This window comes from Streptomyces sp. NBC_01264, assembly GCF_026340675.1.
Lineage (GTDB): Bacteria > Actinomycetota > Actinomycetes > Streptomycetales > Streptomycetaceae > Streptomyces.
In genome coordinates, this window is the sequence record NZ_JAPEOX010000001.1 from 5,632,803 (window position 1) to 5,645,999 (window position 13,197).

Here is a 13,197-nt window from a genome sequence, read left to right on the forward strand (position 1 = left end):
TCAGAACCAGTGCAGGCAGTGCGGGGGACGCTCCCCGCGGAAGAGGGCGTCGGCGAGGGGGGCCACGCCCGCGTGGTGGGCCCGGACGTGTCCGGCACGCACGAGCGTGCTCGGGGTGGTGCCGCCGAGGTAGATCGAGCCCAGGTCGCGTACGTCCAGGGACAGGTCGGGCTCCCGGTCCGTCGGGACGCAGCCCGCCTTGCCGTCCTGGACGGTCAGCAGGTAGCGGCCGTGTTCGCCGAGGAACGGGTCGTCGACGTCGAGGACGAGCTCGCCGTCCGTGAACCAGCCGCGCGCGGTCAGCGCACGCGGGACGTCCAGCAGCCGTACCCAGAGCCAGTCCATGGCGCCGCCCAACTCGCCGGCGCGGAAGTCCGCGAGCTGCCAGCGCAGCGGGTGATCGGGCGGGACGTGCTTGAACACGACCTGGGAGACCAGGTCGTGTCCGAGTACGAACCGGGCCAGGGCCGTGATGACGGCGTCGTCGGTGGCGATGGTCTCGTCGACGGTCAGCGTGCCGGACTCGACCGAGTAGCTGGCGTACCCGTCCGGGACGCCCTCGGCATCACGGTGGACGGCGACGTGGCGCGGCGCCGGCGAGATCGGGGGTTGCCCCGCGCGCCGGGCCCACCAGCGGTGCGGCCGGGACAGTGCGCCGGGCCGGGCGCGGCGGTACCGGTCGTAGACGTCTTCCAGGATCTCGCCGCAGTCGGCCCGCCGCAGTACCTCGACCGGGTCGTTGTCCGGGTCGCCGTCCGGGCCGGCCGCAGGGGCGCCCGCCAGGGTGCGGGCCCGGGGAGCGGCGAGGGCGGCCCGGTGGCGCGGCACCGTCAGCCGCTGCGTGTAGGTCGCCGGTCCGTAGCCGAACCTGCCGTAGATCGGGGCCTCGGAGGCCAGCAGCACGGAGAGGAACTCTCCCCGGGCCCGGAACTCGGTGAGCTGGTGCCGCATCATCGTGCTGAGCACGCCCCGGCGCCGGTGGGAGGGCAGGACGCCGACGGCGGTCACCCCGGAGGCGGGGACGAGGGTCTCACCGGGCAGGGTGAGTTCGAAGGGATGCGCGGCGGCGGTGCCGACGGGCCGTCCGTCCTCGGTCAGGGCGAGCAGGCAGCGGTCCGTTTCGAGCGCCGACCACCAGAGCCCGCCGCCCTCCGTCGGGGTTTCCGGGAAGCGCCCGAACGCGGCATGGACGGTGTCGACGAAGACGTCGAGATCCTCGTCGGTCGTGGAACGGATCTCCATCGCTGCCGCAGCCTCCTCGGGATACCGGCACCACGACGCGTGGTGTCCGGCCACAGTGCAGGGCCGACCTGTGGCCCGGTCAAACGAATTAAGGCTCAGCCCGCGGCCGTTGACGGCGCTCCGGTCCCATCGGCCCGCTTCAGGCGCTGACCCGGCCGGCCAGGCGGGCCATCGCGACCCGGAGTTCCCGTTCCGCACCCAGGGGGACGATGGCCGCACGGCCCGGGACGCGGACGCCGCCCGTCAGGGCGACCCGGGTGCCGCCTCCGGGGGTCGGGGCGGCGGCCATGCCGATGATCAGGAAGCGGCTCTGGAGCCAGCACCAGCCGGGGCGCAGGACGCCGCGGAAGTGGGCGCGCAGGCCGTACTTGCTGCGGGCCAGGGCTTCCACGCGGTCGCCCGTGACGCGGAGCACGCGCACGGTGCGCATGTCCGGCTGGAAGCGGCCGAACTCGCCCTCCAGGTCCGACATCACCGCCCAGACCGCCTCCAGGGGGGCGGGGAGGGTCGCTTCGACGACCCGGGCCCCCGGGACGCCGGCCGCCATGATGCGCAGGCGGGCGACCGGATCCACCTCGTGTGCGGATGTCATGCGGACCACGCCTTCCGGAAGCTCGTACGGGCCCGGTGCAGCCGGGACTTGGCGGTGCCCGGCGGGACGCCGAGCAGGGCGGCGGCGGACTCCTCGTCGAGGCCTTCGACGTCACGGAGCCAGAGGACGGCCCGGTGCGCCGGCGAGAGGCGGGCCAGGACGTCCTCGATGTCGGCGGCCAGCTGCGGATCGTCCCGGGCGGGTACGTCGGCCAGTTCGGCCGGGCGGTCGCGGGACGCGCGCCGGGCGGTACGGACGGCCTCGCGGACCGCGACGGACCGGACCCAGCCGTACAGCGTCTCCGGGTCGCGGAGGGTGCGCAGCGACCGGAAGACCGCGAGCAGGGTCTCCTGCGCGGCGTCGGGGCCGTCCGCGAGGGCGATCGGGTGGCAGATCCGGGCGATGTACGGGGTCAGGTGGTCGAGGAGGTCGTGCAGCGCGAGGGTGTCTCCGGCCCGGGCCGCGCGCGCGAGGGCGACTCCGCGGTCGCGGGCGGCGGGGGTCAGGGGGCCCGCGGCGGAGCTGCCCGGCGTGCTCACCGGGCCCGTGCCAGCCGGGCCGCGGCCCAGCCGAAGCCGAGGCAGGCGGGGGTGTACAGGGCGAGGTTGAGGGTGCGGAAGGGGCCCTCCGCCGGGCTCGTGAGGAGGCCGGCGGTCCAGCCCAGGCCCGCGAGGCCCCGTACGGCCAGCCCGGCGGCGACCGCGGCCGTCACCAGGCGGGCGGGCCGCCCGCCCCGGCCGTGTGCGTGCGCGAGCACGGCGGCGGCCCCGGTCAGGGTGAGCGCGGCGAGCGGCAGGACCACGGGCGGGCCGAAGGACACCTCGGAGCCGAGCACGGCCAGCGAGAGGGTCCGCTCGTCGGGGGCGGGCCAGGTCAGGCCCGTGGCCCAGTACAGGTGGACCAGTCCGTCGGCGGCGAGCAGTGCGGCGAGCGCGCGGCCGGTGCGCAGGCGTGTCGTGTCCTTCGTCGTGTGCCGCATGGTGTGCCCCCTCGTGATGAAACGCTTCGGCACACAGAGGAGGGGGCCCACAGGGGAAACGTTCCCTGTGAGCCCCGTCACGTACGCCGGACGGCGCCCGTCAGCCGGCGATCTCCGGGCGGGCCTTGATCACCGAGAAGACCGCGCCCTGCGGGTCGGCCAGGACGGCCATGCGGCCGGCCGCCATGTCGAAGGCGGGGGCGATGACGGAGCCTCCGGAGCGGGTCGCGGCGGCCTGGATCTCGTCGACGTCGTCGGCGCTGAAGTACGGGATCCAGTTCGGCGGGGTGCCCGGCGGGAGGTTCTTCAGGTCCATCATTCCGGCCACCGCGCGGCCGTCGACCTGGAACTCCGTGTACCCGGCGGCCTCCGGCATCTCGGACGGGGTCGTGGTGACCGGCAGGACGGAGCTGTAGAACGCGGACGCGGCGGGGACGTCGCTCGTGCTCAGCTCGTTCCAGATGAGCGCGCCGTGCTCGTTGACGATGCCGGCCCCGTCGAAGGTGCCGGCCTGCCACAGGCCGACGACGGCGCCGGTCGGGTCGGCGATGACGGCCATCCGCCCGAGGTCCATGACGTCCATCGCGCTCATGACGACCGTGCCGCCCGCGTCGGTGACGGACTTCAGGGTGGAGTCGAGGGAGTCCGTGGCCAGGTACGAGGTCCACACCGTCGGGGGCATCGGGTCGGGGGTGGTGCCGTCCTGGTTCATCGCCTTCATGATCCCGGCGACCGGCTTGCCCTTGAGGGTGCAGACGGAGTACCCGCCGGTCTCGGGCGGGCCGATCTCGCCCTGCCAGCCGAAGAGGTCGGCGTAGAAGTCGATGGCGGCCTGCTGGTCGGGAACCATCAGGTCGATCCAGCAGGGGGTGCCGGGCTTGTAGGGACCGTTCATGTCGGGCACGGGGCCCTCCGTCGTGGTGGGTAGGGGTTGGACGGCCCGTCCCCTACCCGGGCCGCGTGGCCGGAATCGGACCGTACGGGTGAACGGGGGCGACTTCAGCGCAGGACGCGCTTGCCCGCGATGAACGCGGCGAGGTCGGCCACGCCGAGCACCCGGACGTCCTTTGAGGCGCCCGGCAGGGCATCCCGGTAAGCCGAGATGTCTCGGGGGTCGGAAGTGACGATGACGGCGTGCGGATGCCTGGCGGCGATCACGACGGCGAGTGCGTCCACAGCGTCGGGCCGCTTTTCGGCCGGGATCGCGGCTGAGGCGAGGATCCGGCCGGCTCGCTTGGCGTCGCCCTCCACGTGACCGGCCAGACACACGCCGCACGACAGCGGTGCGGAGGAACGTACGCCGAACACCGTGCACTGGGGGACGGCGCGGGTCAGGGGGGTCCACTGGCCCGGGCGCCAGGCCTGTGCCAGCACGGGCAGTGGTACGACGGGAGGGTGGTCCTGCTCGGTCAGGTACTGGTGCAGGCGCTTGGCGTGCTGTTCGGCGCGGTCCAGCGCGACCAGCATGCCGGTGTCGTACACGAAGACGGGATTGCTCACGCGGCGGAGTCCCGCGCCTCGGGCGCGAGGGCCTGGGCGATGCCCGCCCGTACGGCGGCCATGTCGGCCTCGTCGAACTCCTCGTCCTGGCCCTGCGGCGGAGCCATCGCCTCGGTGGCCGCGATGTCCGCGTCGATCTCGGCGAAGCGGCGAGCGACGAGGACGTCCTCGTCGATCTGCCGCAGAACGGCCGCCGTGACGTACGAGGAGACGTCGATCCCCATGGCGTCGGCGTGCTCCTTCACTCCTGTGCGCAGCGCCGCGTCCATGCTGATGCTGAACCGCTCCTTAGGGGCCATGGAGCGAGCGTAGCACGGCGTGTTACGGCATGCCGGGGAAATGCCGCGGCCCCCGTCTCCCGGTGGGGGAGGCGGGGGCCGCGGGTGCGCCGGGGTGTCCGGGTCAGAGCTTCTCGGGGGTGCGGATGCCCAGCAGGGACATGCCCTTGCTGAGGGTGCGGGCGGTCAGGTCGCACAGGAACAGGCGGTTCTCGCCGACGGTGAGCTCCGGCTCCGGCTTGATGACCGGGCACTCGGAGTAGAACGTCGTGAACAGCGAGGACAGCTGGTAGAGGTACGCGGCGACCTTGTGCGGGGCGTACTCCGCGGCCGCCTCGGCGAGCAGCTCGCCGAAGTGGTCCAGGTGCAGGCCCAGCGCACGCTCGGCCGGGGCCAGCTCCAGCTCCGGGTGCGCGGCCGGCTTGCGGCCACCGGCCTCGTCCGCCTTGCGCAGGATCGACTTGGCACGGGCGTACGCGTACTGGATGTACACGGACGTGTCACCCGTCAGCGAGACCATCTGGTCCAGGTCGAACTTGTAGTCCCGCGAGGCGGACGTGGAGAGGTCCGCGTACTTCACCGCGCCGATGCCGACCTGCTCCGCACGCTCGGTGATCTCCGCCTCGGACAGCTCCTTGCCCTTCTCCCGCACCACGGCCGCCGCGCGGTCGATCGCCTCGTCCAGCAGGTCCACCAGCCGCACCGTCTCGCCCTCGCGGGTCTTGAACGGCTTGCCGTCCTTGCCGAGGACCGTGCCGAAGGCCAGCTGCACGGCCTTGGTGTCCTCGTTCAGCCAGCCGGCGCGGCGGGCCGTCTCGAAGACCATCTTGAAGTGCAGGGACTGCCGCGCGTCCACGACGTAGAGGAGGGTGGTCGCGCCCAGCCCGCCCACGCGGTCGCGGATCGCCGAGAGGTCGGTCGCGGCGTAGCCGAAGCCGCCGTCGGACTTCTGGACGATCAGCGGGGTCGGGTTGCCGTCCGGGCCCTTGACGTCATCGAAGAACACGCAGAGCGCGCCGTTGGAACGGACGGCGACGCCCGAGTCCTCCAGCAGCTTGCAGGTCTCGACGAGCATGTCGTTGTAGCCGGACTCGCCGATCACGTCCGGGTCCTGGATGTCCATGTCCAGCTTGTTGAAGACGGAGTAGAAGTAGATCTTCGACTCGTCCACGAAGCGCTGCCACAGCGCCAGGGTCTCCGGGTCGCCCGCCTGGAGGTCCACCACCCGGGCCCTGGCCCGCGTCTTGAACTCCTCGTCGGAGTCGAAGAGGCCGCGCGAGGCCTTGTAGAGCCGGTTCAGGTTGGACATGGCCTCCTCGCCGGAGACCTCCGTGCCCTCTTCCGCCTTGTGGTCCAGCTCGTGCGGGTGCTCCATCAGGTACTGGATGAGCATGCCGAACTGGGTGCCCCAGTCGCCGATGTGGTGACGCCGGACCACCTTCTCGCCGGTGAACTCCAGGATCTCCACCATCGCCGCACCGATGACCGCCGACCGCAGGTGGCCCACGTGCATTTCCTTGGCCACGTTCGGCTGCGCGTAGTCGATCACCGTCGTACCCGGCTTCGCGGCGAGCGGCACGCCGAGGCGGTCGTCCGCGGCGCGGGCCGCCAGGGTCTCGATGATCGCCTTGTCGGTGACCGTGATGTTGAGGAAGCCGGGACCCGAGACCTCGATCTCCTGGATCAGGCCGGCGGTGTCGAAGCCCTCGACGGCCTCGACCACCGTGGTCGCCAGCTCACGCGGGTTGGCCTTGGCCTTCTTCGCGAGCGCCAGGATGCCGTTGGCCTGGAAGTCGGCCCGGTCGCTTCGTCGCAGCAGCGGGTCGCTCGCACCGGCGTCCGGCAGGGCGGAGGCGAGTGCGTCGGCGACGCGCTGGTTGACGGAAGAAGCGAGGGAAGGGACCGAGGCCATGAGCTGCCGTTCCTGTGAGGTCGTGCCTGAGGGTGCACTTGGGTGTTCAGACAAGTAAGGAGTATCCCACGCGGGCGCCGCACGCCTCGCGGGATATCCGGGCCGTTCCACTGGGTGGAAGCAACCCCGGAGTGCTCCCCTCCGTCTGGGAGAATGGCCCACAGCCAGCATTCGAGATAGAAGGACGTGTCGTGGCTCAGAGCGCGCAGAGCAGCACCGAGACCGACTGGGTCTCCCGTTTCGCGGACGAGGTCATCGCCGAGGCGGAGCGCCGAGCCCCCGGTAAAACGATCGTCGTCGCGTCCGGTCTCTCCCCCTCCGGCCCGATCCACCTGGGCAACCTCCGCGAGGTCATGACCCCGCACCTGGTCGCGGACGAGATCCGCCGCCGGGGCTTCGAGGTCCGCCACCTGATCTCCTGGGACGACTACGACCGGTACCGGAAGGTGCCCAAGGGCATCCCCGGTGTCACCGAGGAGTCCCACGCCCAGCACATCGGCCGCCCGCTGACCGCCGTGCCCGCGCCCGAGGGCTCCGCGTACCCGAACTGGTCCGAGCACTTCAAGGCCGCCATGGTCGAGGCGCTGGCCGAGCTGGGCGTCTCGTACGACCCGATCAGCCAGACCGAGCAGTACACCGCCGGTACCTACCGCGAGCAGGTGCTGTTCGCGATGAAGCACCGCGGCGACATCGACGCGATCCTCGACCAGTACCGGACCAAGCAGAAGCCGGGCGGCAAGAAGCCGCAGCAGAAGCAGGTCGACGAGGCCGAGCTGGAGGCCGCCGAGGGCTCGGGCGCCGCCGCCGAGGACGACGGCAGCGCGGAGGGCACGGAGTACTTCCCGTACAAGCCGTACTGCGGCGAGTGCGGCAAGGACTTCACGCAGGTCACGTCCTACGACGACGAGACCACCGAGCTGACCTACGTCTGCACCGAGGACCAGTTCACCGAGACCGTCAAGCTCAGCGAGTTCAACCGCGGCAAGCTGGTCTGGAAGGTCGACTGGCCCATGCGCTGGGCCTACGAGGGCGTGATCTTCGAGCCCTCCGGCGTCGACCACTCCTCGCCCGGCTCCTCCTTCCAGGTCGGCGGGCAGATCGTCGGGATCTTCGGCGGCGAGCAGCCGATCGGACCGATGTACGCCTTCGTCGGCATCAGCGGCATGGCCAAGATGTCCTCCAGCAAGGGCGGGGTCCCGACCCCGGCCGACGCGCTGAAGATCATGGAGCCCCAGCTGCTGCGCTGGCTCTACGCCCGCCGCAAGCCCAACCAGTCCTTCAAGATCGCCTTCGACCAGGAGATCCAGCGGCTCTACGACGAGTGGGACAAGCTGGAGGCCAAGGTCGCCGACGGCTCCGTGCTGCCCGCCGACGCCGCCGCCCACGCCCGCGCCGTACGCGTCGCCTCCCACGAGCTGCCGCGCACCCCGCGCCCCATGGCGTACCGGACGCTCGCATCGGTGGTCGACATCACCGGCGGACACGACGGGCAGACCCTGCGCATCCTCAGCGACCTGGAGCCGGACCGCCCGCTGATCTCGCTCGACGAGGTGCGCCCGCGACTGGACCGCGCCGAGAACTGGATCACCACCCAGGTCCCGGCCGACCAGCGGACCCTGGTGCGCGAGGAGCCCGATGTCGAGCTCCTGTCCTCCCTGGACGACGAGGGCCGCGAGTCCCTGCGCCGCCTCGTCGACGGGCTCGACGCGCACTGGTCGCTCGACGGGCTCACCACGCTCGTCTACGGCGTGCCGAAGGTGATGGCCGGCCTGGAGCCGGACGCCAAGCCGACGCCGGAGCTCAAGGTCGCGCAGCGGACGTTCTTCGCCCTGCTGTACCGCCTGCTCGTGACCCGGGAGACCGGACCGCGCCTGCCCACGCTGCTGCTCGCGGTGGGGGCGGAGCGGGTGCGCAAGCTGCTCGCCGCAGGCTGATGGCATGAGGAAGGGCCCGCATCCCCGAGGGGTGCGGGCCCTTCCTCATGCCTTTCCACCGGGCTACGCGATGTGCTCGTTCTGCAGGTCCTGCTGGTAGCGCTGCTTCAGCTCCGGCATCATGCGGCGGATCATCGTGGCGCTGCGCGGGTGCACGATCCCGTGGCGGTCCGAGAGGTATATGTCCACCTGCTCCGGGGTGGGCACCTGGTTGTTCTCCTCGATGTACCCGCGGAAGACCTCGTACGCCGCCTCCGCGAACTTGACCTCGTCGAACTCCGCGTCCGCGGGCTCCTCTTCCTGGCGCGGACCCGGTATCGGCAGCTCCTGCTGCTCCGGCTGCCCCTGCTCGGCCTCCGGCTGCTCCGGGCCCGTCGGGGGCATGACCGGGGTCGGCTCCAGCCCCTCGACGTACTGCGGGTTGTAGCCGCCCTCGTACGCGGCCTGCGGCGCACGCGGCGCCGCGAACCAGGCGCTGTTGTGCGCGGCCGGCATGGCGGTCGGGTCCACCACGAAGGGGGCGGCGTCGGGGTGACCCTGCGGGACCACGGCGCCGGCCGGGCCCTCCGCGTACGGGGCCCCGGGGCCGGCGAGCTGGTGCTGCTGCGCGGCCTCGGCGGAGGCGGGGGCGGGGGCAGGGGCGGGGCCAGGGGCAGGGGCGGCGGCAGCGGCGGCCAGGGCCGACGCCGTGGCCGGCTGCTGCGCGCCCTCGGCGCCCGCTGGGAGCGCCGGAGCCGTCGGGCCGTCGGCCGGGGGCGGGGGGATGAGGAGGGGCTCGATGCCCGCCGCGGCCAGGCCCTCGGGGGCGGTCTGGGCCAGCGGGACACCGATGCGGGCGAGGCGCAGCGGCATCAGGGCTCCGACGGGGGCCTTGCGGCGCCAGCCGCGGCCGTAGCGGGCCTGCAGGCGGGCCTGGTAGATCAGCCGGTCCTGCTCCATGCCGACGGCCTGCTCGTAGGAGCGCAGCTCCCACAGCTTCATCCGGCGCCACAGCTTGAAGGTGGGGACCGGGGAGAGGAGCCAGCGCGTGATGCGCACGCCCTCCATGTGCCGGTCGGCGGTGATGTCCGCGATCCGGCCCACCGCGTGCCGGGCGGCCTCCACGGTGACCACGAACAGGATCGGGATCACGGCGTGCATGCCGACCCCGAGCGGGTCGGGCCAGGCGGCCGCGCCGTTGAAGGCGATCGTCGCGATCGTCAGCAGCCACGCCGTCTGGCGCAGCAGCGGGAACGGGATCCGGATCCACGTCAGGAGCAGGTCCAGCGCGAGCAGGACGCAGATGCCCATGTCGATGCCGATCGGGAAGACCAGCGAGAAGGAACCGAAGCCCTTCTTCAAGGCCAGGGCGCGCACGGCGGAGTACGAACCGGCGAAACCGATCCCCGCGATGACGACGGCTCCGGCGACCACGACACCGATCAATATCCGGTGCGTACGAGTCAGCTGCATCGCGGCCACCCGCGATCCCCTCCCCTTGTCGAGCTACGGCAGGGCACAGCGTACGCGCGTACGGGGAAGGGGACGTCGGCGGTCCGGAACCGGGCCCGCGGGCACCGGCCGGGCCGCCGACGGCGCCGTGCGTCCTAGGAGTTCGACGGGGAGGGCGACTGCGACGGCTGCGCGGACTGCTCCGGCTGCGCCGACTGCTGCGCCCCGTTGGCGGCCTGGACCGAGGCCACGGTCTCCTTCGCCGCCGCGATGGCGTCCTGGAGCAGCTTGGCCTGGTCCGGAGCGGTCGCGCCCTCGTAGGCCGTGCCGTTGTAGTCGAGGGTGACGACGACGTTCTGCGTGCGGGCGATGACCGAGGTGTTGAAGAAGTCGCCGTCCTTCTTGGTGGTGAAGGTGACGGAGGTGGCCTGGTCGCCGATGCCGCCCGCCGCCTCCGGCTTCACGTTCTCCGCGCCCTCGACGGCCTTGGCCTTCTCGACCTGCTTGGCGTACTCGTCCTCGGCGCGCTTGTTGCCGGTGCCGACCGAGGCGAGCGGGTCGTAGCGGACCATCGAGACCGACAGCCAGCGGTACTGCGAGCCCTTCAGACCGGCCTCGTCCAGACCGTTCCAGGTGCAGGTGGCACTGCTGGTGAGGTCGTTGGACTTGCCGGCGGTGCCGTTGGCGTCCTTCGCCTTGGGGACGATCGCCCCGATGGTCTTCGCGGAGACCGCCTTGCACGGATCCGGCAGCGTGGCGTACGCGGCCTTCTCCAGCGCCTCCTTGGAGGGCTCGGAGCTCGCCTGGGAGGACGAGGAGCTTTCGGACTTCTTGCCGCTGTCGGTGCCCGACTTCTTGCCCGAGTCGGACGAGCAGCCGGCGACCGTGAGGATCACCGGGACGGCTGCGCAGGCGAGGACGCGGGTGAGGCGCGAGGCTGATCGGTGCATGATTCCTTCAGACGTTGTGGGTCTTCGTGCGGGCTCGGTCGGGCCCTTCGGCGGGCGCGGGACCCGAGCAACGGTAGCCCGACCCGGCGCCCGGCTGCTGTGCGCGCCGTCACGGAGTCCCCGTATGGCCCCCTGGGCGCGGACCGGTCAGTCGTCGAACCGCTCCACCAGGGCCTGCGCCAACTGCCTTGCCCTGTCCTGGGTTTCACCGCTGGGCGGGACCGTTCCGGGGAGCGCGGGCTGGACGCTGTACGCGACGGTGACGATGACATTCGAGGTACGGAACACAATGCGGACGGTGCGCGCCTGGGCGGCGGTGGCCCCGGCCGCGGCGAGCTTGTCGTCGACGAAGGCCTCGTCGCCGAGCCCGTCGAGCACGCGGGAGCCGAGCTCGGGCGGGGCGGAGGGGCTGCTGCCGGCGGAGGGGCTCGTGCTCGCGCCCGTGCTCGCGTTCGTCCCCGCGCCGGGAGTCGGCGCGGTGCTCGGTGCCGGCGCCCCGGACCCGGACGGCGCCCCGGACGGCGTCGGGCTCGCCGAGGGGCCCGGGGCGGGCAGGTTGGCGGCGGTGCGCTGGCGGCCGTAGACCTGGCGCGCCTTGTCGTCGTCGCTGGTCGCGGCCCGGTCGTACGAGACCACGCGCTCGAAGTCCACCGACAGCAGCCGGGTCTCGGTCGGCGTCTGCGCGGTCCAGCGGCAGCGGACGCGCCGGTCGGCGTCGTAGGAGGGGTCCGCGACCCCGGCGTAGAGGGCTTCGAGCGCCTCGGGGGCGAGGCCCTCGGCGGCCGGGAGCATCGCCTTGACCTTCTTGCCGTCGACGGCCTTGCAGGGCATGGGCAGGCTGCGGTACTTGCCGGGCTGCGGGGCCGTACCGGCGTTGCCGCCGCCCTTCGAGTCGCTGTTGATCCCGATCCCGCCGTCGCCGTCGGTGCAGCCGGTGAGACCGGCCGCGAGGGCGGTGAGGATCGCGATGGCTGGCAGGACTCCACGTACTCGTACCGTCTTGCGCTGCACGTTCCACCGGCTCCCTTCGGGAAAATGCGTTGCCGCGGCTCGGGCGCGGATGGACACAATGTCTATCGCACACGCTGGTGCCGGCGCCGGTCCTCTGTCGTATTTGGGGCCATGAGCGAGGCTTTTGCGTTTTCAGGCTTTTGTGGTGTTGACGGGGTGTTGAGGGTGAAATGTCTTACGTAGAAGTTCCCGGGGAGCAGGTTCCCATCCGGATGTGGACGGACCCGACGTCGGTCGAGGACAGCGCGATGCGCCAGCTCCAGAACACCGCCGGCCTCCCCTGGATCAAGGGCCTCGCCGTCATGCCGGACGTGCACTACGGCAAGGGCGCCACGGTCGGCTCGGTCATCGCCATGAAGGACGCGGTCTGCCCGGCGGCGGTGGGCGTGGACATCGGCTGCGGCATGTCGGCGGTGAAGACCTCGCTGACCGCGAACGACCTCCCGGGGGACCTGTCGGGACTGCGCTCGCAGATCGAGAAGGCGATCCCGGTGGGGGCGGGGATGCACCGGGAGGCGGTGGACCCGGGGCGGCTGTACGGGTTCCCGGACCGGGGGTTCGGGGATCTGTGGGAGCGGTTCGACTACGTCGCCGACGCGGTGAAGTTCCGTCGGGAGCGGGCGTTGCGGCAAATGGGCACCATGGGTGGAGGTAATCACTTCTGGGAACTTTGCCTTGATGTGTCCGATTCCGTATGGATCATGCTGCACTCCGGCTCCCGGAACATCGGGAACGAGCTGGCCGACTTCCACATCGGAGTGGCCCGCGGACTTTCGCACAACCAGGGACTGGTCGACCGGGACCTCGCCGTGTTCCTCGCGGCCACGCCGGAGATGAGGGCGTACCGGGAGGACCTCTTCTGGGCGCAGGAGTACGCCAAGTACAACCGCGCCGTGATGATGAGCCTGTCCAAGGAAGTGATCCGCAAGGAGTTCCGCAAGGCGAAGGTCTCCTTCGAGCAGGAGATCAGCTGCCACCACAACTACGTGGCGGAGGAGCGGTACGACGGCATGGACCTGCTGGTCACGCGGAAGGGCGCGATCCGCGCCGGCAGCGGTGACTACGGGATCATCCCCGGCTCCATGGGTACGGGCTCGTACATCGTGAAGGGCCTCGGCAACGAGAAGTCCTACAACTCGGCCTCGCACGGCGCCGGCCGGAAGATGAGCCGGACGGCGGCGAAGAAGCGCTTCTCGGTCCGGGACCTGGCGGAGCAGACCAAGGGCGTGGAGTGCCGCAAGGACTCCGGCATCGTGGACGAGATCCCGGGCGCGTACAAGTCGATCGAGCAGGTCATCGACCAGCAGACCGACCTGGTCGAGGTCGTGGCGAAGCTCAAGGCGGTCGTCTGCGTGAAGGGCTGATCGC

The 13,197-nt window shown here is 71.6% G+C and carries 13 protein-coding genes; 2 read left to right on the plus strand and 11 right to left on the minus strand.

The window, feature by feature from the left end:
- The 8 genes from OG435_RS26375 to argS form a co-directional block, all read right to left on the minus strand.
- Nucleotides 1-1,242, minus strand: coding sequence for a GNAT family N-acetyltransferase (locus OG435_RS26375; protein WP_266880372.1), 1,242 nt, complete (start codon nt 1,240-1,242; stop codon nt 1-3).
- A 139-nt stretch (nt 1,243-1,381) separates the two neighbouring features.
- Complete coding sequence (locus tag OG435_RS26380; protein WP_266880374.1) at nt 1,382-1,834, minus strand: hypothetical protein; 453 nt, start codon at nt 1,832-1,834, stop codon at nt 1,382-1,384.
- Entirely contained in the window at nt 1,831-2,373 is a 543-nt protein-coding gene (locus tag OG435_RS26385; protein WP_430625689.1) for an RNA polymerase sigma factor, read from the minus strand. Before OG435_RS26385 ends, OG435_RS26380 begins: the two co-directional genes overlap by 4 nt.
- Complete coding sequence (locus OG435_RS26390) at nt 2,370-2,813, minus strand: DUF3995 domain-containing protein (RefSeq protein ID WP_266880376.1); 444 nt, start codon at nt 2,811-2,813, stop codon at nt 2,370-2,372. The genes OG435_RS26385 and OG435_RS26390 overlap by 4 nt, the downstream gene beginning before the upstream one ends.
- Before the next feature lie 100 nt (nt 2,814-2,913).
- Nucleotides 2,914-3,708, minus strand: a complete 795-nt coding sequence (locus OG435_RS26395; RefSeq protein ID WP_266882103.1) for a VOC family protein — start codon at nt 3,706-3,708, stop codon at nt 2,914-2,916.
- Between the two features lie 104 nt (nt 3,709-3,812).
- Nucleotides 3,813-4,313, minus strand: coding sequence for a hypothetical protein (locus OG435_RS26400; RefSeq protein ID WP_266880377.1), 501 nt, complete (start codon nt 4,311-4,313; stop codon nt 3,813-3,815).
- Nucleotides 4,310-4,612, minus strand: a complete 303-nt coding sequence (locus OG435_RS26405) for a hypothetical protein (protein WP_266880379.1) — start codon at nt 4,610-4,612, stop codon at nt 4,310-4,312. The genes OG435_RS26400 and OG435_RS26405 overlap by 4 nt, the downstream gene beginning before the upstream one ends.
- A gap of 103 nt (nt 4,613-4,715) precedes the next feature.
- The gene (argS, locus tag OG435_RS26410) at nt 4,716-6,503 is read right to left on the minus strand and encodes an arginine--tRNA ligase (protein WP_266880381.1); all 1,788 of its coding nucleotides are present in this window, start codon (nt 6,501-6,503) and stop codon (nt 4,716-4,718) included.
- Between the two features lie 191 nt (nt 6,504-6,694).
- On the opposite strand from argS, the gene lysS reads away from it, so the two are divergent.
- Nucleotides 6,695-8,437 (plus strand): lysine--tRNA ligase, encoded by a 1,743-nt coding sequence (gene lysS, locus OG435_RS26415; protein ID WP_266880383.1) that lies wholly within the window; start codon nt 6,695-6,697, stop codon nt 8,435-8,437.
- Nucleotides 8,438-8,500: 63 nt separating this feature from the next.
- On the opposite strand, the gene OG435_RS26420 is transcribed toward lysS, so the two are convergent.
- The 3 genes from OG435_RS26420 to OG435_RS26430 all read right to left on the minus strand — a co-directional run bounded on the left by OG435_RS26420 (nt 8,501) and on the right by OG435_RS26430 (nt 11,829).
- Nucleotides 8,501-9,889, minus strand: a complete 1,389-nt coding sequence (locus OG435_RS26420; RefSeq protein WP_266880385.1) for a DUF2637 domain-containing protein — start codon at nt 9,887-9,889, stop codon at nt 8,501-8,503.
- Nucleotides 9,890-10,023: 134 nt separating this feature from the next.
- Nucleotides 10,024-10,818 carry a DUF3558 family protein gene (locus OG435_RS26425; RefSeq protein WP_266880387.1) on the minus strand — a complete coding sequence of 265 codons (795 nt, stop codon included), beginning with the start codon at nt 10,816-10,818 and terminating at the stop codon, nt 10,024-10,026.
- Between the two features lie 147 nt (nt 10,819-10,965).
- Entirely contained in the window at nt 10,966-11,829 is an 864-nt protein-coding gene (locus OG435_RS26430) for a DUF3558 domain-containing protein (RefSeq protein WP_266880388.1), read from the minus strand.
- A gap of 170 nt (nt 11,830-11,999) precedes the next feature.
- On the opposite strand from OG435_RS26430, the gene OG435_RS26435 reads away from it, so the two are divergent.
- A complete protein-coding gene (locus tag OG435_RS26435) occupies nt 12,000-13,193 on the plus strand; it encodes an RtcB family protein (RefSeq protein WP_266880390.1) in 1,194 nt (397 codons plus the stop codon).
- The last annotated feature ends 4 nt before the right edge of the window (nt 13,194-13,197 follow it).